Source organism: Myroides sp. 1354 (genome assembly GCF_030324495.1).
Classification (GTDB): domain Bacteria; phylum Bacteroidota; class Bacteroidia; order Flavobacteriales; family Flavobacteriaceae; genus Flavobacterium.
Genome location: NZ_JACAGN010000011.1, coordinates 76,388 through 82,657 on the forward strand (window position 1 = coordinate 76,388; position 6,270 = coordinate 82,657).

Annotated in this window: 8 protein-coding genes; 6 read left to right on the forward strand and 2 right to left on the reverse strand. The window is 36.2% G+C overall.

Annotated features, from left to right (window positions below; all coding sequences use genetic code 11):
• Positions 1–117: 117 nt before the first annotated feature.
• Both rnhA and purN read right to left on the reverse strand, forming a co-directional pair.
• On the reverse strand, positions 118–594 hold the full coding sequence (rnhA, locus tag HX004_RS12075; protein WP_286442800.1) for a ribonuclease HI: 477 nt from the start codon (positions 592–594) through the stop codon (positions 118–120).
• Positions 595–597: 3 nt separating this feature from the next.
• On the reverse strand, positions 598–1,164 hold the full coding sequence (purN, locus tag HX004_RS12080; RefSeq protein WP_286442801.1) for a phosphoribosylglycinamide formyltransferase: 567 nt from the start codon (positions 1,162–1,164) through the stop codon (positions 598–600).
• Between the two features lie 198 nt (positions 1,165–1,362).
• On the opposite strand from purN, the gene HX004_RS12085 reads away from it, so the two are divergent.
• The 6 genes from HX004_RS12085 to HX004_RS12110 all read left to right on the forward strand — a co-directional run.
• Positions 1,363–1,599 carry an acyl carrier protein gene (locus tag HX004_RS12085; protein WP_002988156.1) on the forward strand — a complete coding sequence of 79 codons (237 nt, stop codon included), beginning with the start codon at positions 1,363–1,365 and terminating at the stop codon, positions 1,597–1,599.
• Between the two features lie 197 nt (positions 1,600–1,796).
• Positions 1,797–3,050, forward strand: coding sequence for a beta-ketoacyl-ACP synthase II (gene fabF / locus HX004_RS12090; protein WP_286442802.1), 1,254 nt, complete (start codon positions 1,797–1,799; stop codon positions 3,048–3,050).
• 13 nt (positions 3,051–3,063) lie between these two features.
• A complete protein-coding gene (gene rnc / locus HX004_RS12095) occupies positions 3,064–3,810 on the forward strand; it encodes a ribonuclease III (RefSeq protein ID WP_286442803.1) in 747 nt (248 codons plus the stop codon).
• Between the two features lie 98 nt (positions 3,811–3,908).
• Complete coding sequence (locus tag HX004_RS12100; protein WP_286442805.1) at positions 3,909–4,397, forward strand: IPExxxVDY family protein; 489 nt, start codon at positions 3,909–3,911, stop codon at positions 4,395–4,397.
• Between the two features lie 4 nt (positions 4,398–4,401).
• On the forward strand, positions 4,402–5,832 hold the full coding sequence (gene pyk / locus HX004_RS12105) for a pyruvate kinase (RefSeq protein ID WP_286442806.1): 1,431 nt from the start codon (positions 4,402–4,404) through the stop codon (positions 5,830–5,832).
• Positions 5,833–6,015: 183 nt separating this feature from the next.
• Positions 6,016–6,270: hypothetical protein (locus HX004_RS12110; RefSeq protein WP_286442807.1), on the forward strand; the 255-nt coding region annotated here is incomplete at its 3' end.

Genomic DNA, 6,270 nt, shown 5'->3' on the forward strand with positions numbered 1-6,270 from the left:
CCAAGATAATCATCATCTCCCCTTAACTAACCCTTTTCAATTCATTCCTTATACAATAACAAAAAAGAGGTTCAACTTAATTGTTGAACCTCTTCTATATGGGGTTATTCTTCTTTTTTATTCTCGATTTTGCTCGTAGTATTCATCAATCAATAGATCTTTTTGCTTTCCAGCTTGAACGGCTAAAGTATCACAGCGCTCATTCATGGGATGATTATTATGTCCTTTTACCCATTGAAAGGACACTTGATGACGTCTATAGATGCGTAAAAATCGCATCCATAGGTCTGGATTTTTCTTGTCTTTGAAATTTTTCTTCTCCCAACCGAACACCCATCCTTTGGTTACGGCATCTACTACATATTTAGAATCCGAAACGACCAATACACGTGTTTGAGGATTTTTCAGTTTTTCTAACCCGACAATCACGGCCAATAATTCCATGCGGTTATTCGTCGTTAATCGATACCCTTGTGCAAATTCCTTAAATACCTGATGACCGGCCCATTCTAACACCAGACCATAACCACCAGGTCCAGGATTTCCTTGTGCAGATCCATCGGTATATAAAATAACTTGAAAAGATTGACTCATGGATTATTTTTTAGCTAGCAACTGTTCAATGACAATTGGAAAGTGTTTATATTCTAATGCTTGTACTGCTTTGGCGATATCTTCAGCGGTATAATGTGATTCTACAGCCGTTGTTGCTTGTAAAATAATAGCGCCTTCATCGTAATTTTCGTTGACGAAGTGAATCGTAATTCCCGTTTCTGCTTCTTTATTTGCCAAAACGGCTTCGTGAACAAAGTGCCCATACATTCCTTTACCTCCATATTTAGGTAATAAAGCAGGGTGAATGTTAATTACTTGATTGTGGTATCTTTTTACCAAATCTTCAGGAAATTTCCACAAGAAGCCAGCTAAAACGATTAAATCCGGTTGGAATTCTGCTAGTTTTTCTGCTAACTCGCCGTTATTCAGCATATTTTTATCAAAAATATAAACCGGAACATTTCTTTTTTCAGCTTTTTCTATTACTTTAGCATGAGGGTTATTGACCAAAACTAGGTATTGGTTGACAATTGAATTATTTTCAAAGTAATTGATAATATTCTCTACGTTAGTCCCTGAACCAGAAGCGAATAGCGCTATTTTTCTCATGATATAAGCAGTATTTAAGTTTTTAAAACACTTTATTTAAGTACAAAAAAAAGAATAATTACTGACAATAAACAGAAAAATAGTATTAAGTATTAATTATTTTTATAATTTCGCACTGACAATTAACATGTATAATCAGGATATAAAATAAAGTTTTTTATTTTTGCCCTAGGAAATTAAATTTTAAAATTAAAGATTATGTCAGACATTGCATCAAGAGTAAAAGCGATTATCGTTGACAAATTAGGAGTTGACGAGAACGAAGTTGTAGCAGAAGCAAGCTTCACTAATGATTTAGGAGCTGATTCACTAGACACTGTTGAGCTTATCATGGAGTTCGAAAAAGAATTCGATATTCAAATTCCAGATGATCAAGCTGAAAACATCGCTACAGTTGGTCAAGCTATCTCTTACATCGAAGAAGCTAAGAAGTAATAACTAATAACCCACGTGTTGTTAACAACACGTGGGCGTTATTATTTTTTGACATACCTACTTATTTTTTAGAATAGAAAAAGGACAGATTTACTGGTATAGTAATCTGATAAACAAATATAAAGCGACCCAATGTTTCCTTTTACAAAAGTGAAAAATTGGGTTTTTTTAACTTATTAAACCATAATATTTACTTTATGAAATTAAGGCGAGTTGTTGTAACAGGTTTAGGTGCTCTTACTCCCATTGGGAATAACATCCAAGAGTATTGGAACGGTCTTATTAATGGCGTAAGTGGAGCAGCTCCGATTACACATTTTGATGCTACCAATTTCAAAACCCAATTTGCGTGCGAAGTAAAGAATTTCAATGTAGAGGATTTTATCGATCGCAAAGAAGCACGTAAAATGGATCGCTACGCTCAATTAGCCATGGTTAGTGCTGATGAGGCAGTTGTAGATTCTAAATTAGACTTAGAGAACATAGATAAAGATAGAGCTGGAGTTATTTGGGGTTCTGGTATCGGTGGATTAGAAACATTCCAAAACGAGGTTACTGATTTCGTAAATGGAAATGGAACACCGAGATTCAATCCTTTCTTTATTCCAAAAATGATTGCAGATATTGCAGGGGGACATATTTCAATTAAATATGGCTTAAGAGGGCCAAACTTTACGACGGTATCGGCTTGTGCTTCTTCTACCAATGCAATTATTGACGCATTCAACTACATTCGTTTAGGCATGGCAGACATCATGGTGACAGGAGGTTCTGAAGCAGCTGTAACGATTGCAGGTGTAGGTGGTTTCAACGCAATGCATGCTTTATCGACAAGAAATGACAGTCCAGAAACAGCTTCTAGACCGATGGACAAAGACCGCGATGGTTTTGTTTTAGGGGAAGGTGCTGGAGCATTAGTACTAGAAGAATACGAACACGCAGTTGCACGTGGAGCTAAAATCTACTGTGAAATTGGCGGTGGAGGAATGTCTGCTGATGCACATCACTTAACTGCACCACATCCTGAAGGATTAGGAGCAACAAACGTGATGAAAAACTGTTTGAGAGATGCAGGTCTAGAGCCAAAAGATGTAGATGTAGTAAACTTACACGGAACATCAACTCCTCTAGGAGATATCGCAGAATCAAAAGCAATTTTAAATGTTTTTGGTGACCATGCGTATTCAATGAACTTAAACTCTACCAAATCCATGACAGGTCACCTTTTGGGAGCTGCAGGAGTGATAGAGGCAATCTCAGTAATTCTATCTATCGAGCACGGAATTGTACCTCCAACGATTAATCACTTTACAGATGATGATCAAATCGATGCTAAATTAAACTTTACCTTCAACAAAGCTCAAAAAAGAGACGTAAAAGTAGGTATGAGTAACACCTTTGGTTTCGGAGGACACAACGCTTGTGTACTAGTAAAAAAATTAGATATTTAAGCACGACAACGTAATGTTGAGTAACGTATTAAATAAAATATTTAAAAATTCCCGTTCAAGTCAAAAGGACGGGAATTTTTGTCGTAAGATATCCCAAATCACAACGGCTAAACCGTTGGATATTTCCTACTATAAATTAGCGTTCACGCATCGTTCCATGAATATCCTTGACAATCAAGGGAATCCAATTAATTATGAACGATTAGAGTTTTTAGGTGATGCTATGCTCAACGCGGTTATCGCCTCGCATTTGTATTTGGAAGTTCCCAGTGGGGATGAAGGTTATTTGACGAAAATGCGCTCAAAAATTGTAAGTAGAGAAAACCTAAACTCTATTGGCAAAAGCCTAGGACTGATTCACATCGTTGAAAGCAAAATGGGCAACCAACAGTTTGGAGAAAATATTCACGGCAATATCTTAGAAGCGCTCATTGGAGCCATCTACTTGGATCAAGGGTATCCCGCTTGTGAGAAGTTTATCCATCAACGCCTAATCTCTACCATCAAAGATATTCAGGTCTTGGAAACGAAAATCACCAGTTACAAGAGCTTATTAATTGAATGGTGTCAAAAAACAAAACACACCTTCAAATTTGATGCTTATGAGGAGTCTTCTAATGAAGATGTGAAATATTTCGGAGTTAAACTATTTATTGACAACAAGTTAATATCAAAAGGGAGAGCCACTTCCAAGAAGAAAGCAGAAGAAAAAGCTTCGCAACGTGCTTATTTTGCCTTGCAAGAAAAAATAAATCATTAAATTAGGTAATCAATTAACATTTACTTAATCTTTCTTCTAAATGGCTACATATTATTTGAATTATAAAAGTTGTATCTTTGTATCTAACGAATAAACAAATGGGACCAGTAGTTCTAAGATTAGAAGATTTTGAAGCTGAAAACTATAGTCTGATAGCGATTCACTCTTCGCGCAAGGAGGATTTTAAAGTTACCTATCTTATTAATACGATTCTCGGCCTTTATTTAGAACGTACAACATATGATGTTGAAGTAGAGACAGATCAAGGCTTAGCTTCCTTTTCTTTATTTGAATACGACGATCCAGATTACCATGTACTGTGGAAATTAGTTTCAAATAAAGCTTTTATACTTCCTGAGTCACAAATGGCATCCCCCCTCTTTCAATATGTTGTTTCAACCATTAGTAAACAAGGATATCTTTTACCAGAATACAAAACGGTAGATTACTTTCTAAAAGTTGAAAATACAGATGAACAGTTTGAAATTGGCACAGTCATTGAAAAGTTAAAATCAATAAAAGTAATTTCTACCGCATACGAAATCCGAGTAGAAGCGATTAAATCGAAAAACAACCTAATTTTTTAAAAATATGGTAGCAAAAAAAAGAACAAAAATTGTAGCAACATTAGGACCTGCATCAGGAACAAAAGAAGTGTTGCACAACATGATTAAAGCAGGTGTAAATGTATTTAGAATTAATTTCTCACATGCTGACTACGCCGATGTACAAGAGAAAATCGACATTATTCGAGAATTAAATAAAGAATATGGTTATACGACGTCAATTTTAGGGGATCTTCAAGGACCTAAATTACGCGTGGGAATCATGGCGGAAGATGTAGTTGTTAATCCTGGAGATTTAATTACATTTTCAACAAAAGAAGAGTTCAAAGGAGATGCAAAACGCGTGTACATGAACTATAAACAGTTTCCCAATGATGTAAATGCAGGAGAAACTATTTTGTTAGATGACGGTAAATTGATCTTCGAAGTTGTATCAACAAACAATACAGATGAAGTTGTTGCTAAAGTTATTCAAGGGGGGCCTTTAAAATCTAAAAAAGGGGTAAACCTACCAATGACCAAGGTATCCTTACCTGCTTTAACGGAAAAGGATATCAATGATGCCATTTTTGCCATTAAAGCACAAGTGGATTGGTTGGCTTTATCTTTCGTTAGAACTCCAGAGGATTTATTGGACTTGCAAGAAATCATCAAACAACATTCAGAACACAAAATTCCAATTGTAGCCAAAATTGAAAAGCCAGAGGCAGTAAAAAATATCCACAAATTAGTAGCTTATTGTGATGGATTAATGGTTGCTCGTGGAGATCTAGGTGTTGAAATTCCTGCTCAAGAAGTTCCATTGATTCAAAAACAATTGGTTCAAGTGGCGAAAAACGCTAGAATTCCAGTGATCATTGCTACACAAATGATGGAAACCATGATTTCTAGTTTAACTCCGACAAGAGCAGAGGTAAACGACGTTGCAAACTCCGTAATGGATGGTGCGGATGCGGTAATGTTATCTGGAGAAACTTCTGTAGGTAGCTATCCTGTACAAGTAATTGAGAAAATGACACAAATTATTCAAAGTGTGGAAAATTCTCCATTAATCAATGTACCACAAAGTCCTCCTACAATTAAGACCAATCGCTATATCACGAAAAACATTTGTTATCACGCAGCTTTAATGGCTAACGATATTGAAGCAAAAGCAATTTGTACGTTAACAAACAGTGGATATACGGCTTTCCAAATTTCTGCTTGGCGTCCAAATAGTGATATTCTTGTTTTTACGTCAAATAAACGCATTTTAACGCAGTTAAACTTGCTTTGGGGAGTTCAGGCTTACTACTACGACAAATACGTAAGTACAGACGAAACAATTGAAGATATCAACAATATGGTTGTCGAGAAAAAACACGCTGTAAAAGGTGATATGGTAATCAACTTAGCAGCTATGCCAATCGTTGAAAAGGGAATGGTAAATACGTTGAGAATATCTGAAATTAAGTAATCGGTTAACTGTTATGGGTTATCGGTTATGAGTGATCAGAATTCAAAAATATAAACGAAAAAAGGGAATCATGTAAAAATGATTCCCTTTTTTTATAATCTATTGGCTTTTTTGATTTTTCGCCTTTTTGTCAATTTTTCTGATTAAAGATATTGATCTATTCAGGAAATTTAACCGGGTGGATTGCCATTGAATGGATTCCATCGGGTGGATTATCATTGGATGGATTCCATCGGGTGGATTGTCATTGGATGGATTCCATTGGGTGGATTGCCATTGGATGGATTCCATCGGGCAGATTGTCATTGGATGGATTCCATCGGGCAGATTGTCATTGGATGGATTCCATCGGGCAGATTGCCATTGGATGGATTCCATCGGGCAGATTGCCATTGGATGGATTCCATCGGGCAGATTGCCATTGGATGGATTCCATCG

Bases quoted from the DNA above. Each gene is read 5' to 3' on its own strand.
- HX004_RS12085 (WP_002988156.1), top strand. From the start codon at position 1,363: ATGTCAGACATTGCATCAAGAGTAAAAGCGATTATCGTTGACAAATTA.
- rnhA (WP_286442800.1), bottom strand. From the start codon at position 594: ATGAGTCAATCTTTTCAAGTTATTTTATATACCGATGGATCTGCACAA.
- fabF (WP_286442802.1), top strand. From the start codon at position 1,797: ATGAAATTAAGGCGAGTTGTTGTAACAGGTTTAGGTGCTCTTACTCCC.
- pyk (WP_286442806.1), top strand. From the start codon at position 4,402: ATGGTAGCAAAAAAAAGAACAAAAATTGTAGCAACATTAGGACCTGCA.
- HX004_RS12100 (WP_286442805.1), top strand. From the start codon at position 3,909: ATGGGACCAGTAGTTCTAAGATTAGAAGATTTTGAAGCTGAAAACTAT.
- purN (WP_286442801.1), bottom strand. From the start codon at position 1,164: ATGAGAAAAATAGCGCTATTCGCTTCTGGTTCAGGGACTAACGTAGAG.
- rnc (WP_286442803.1), top strand. From the start codon at position 3,064: ATGTTGAGTAACGTATTAAATAAAATATTTAAAAATTCCCGTTCAAGT.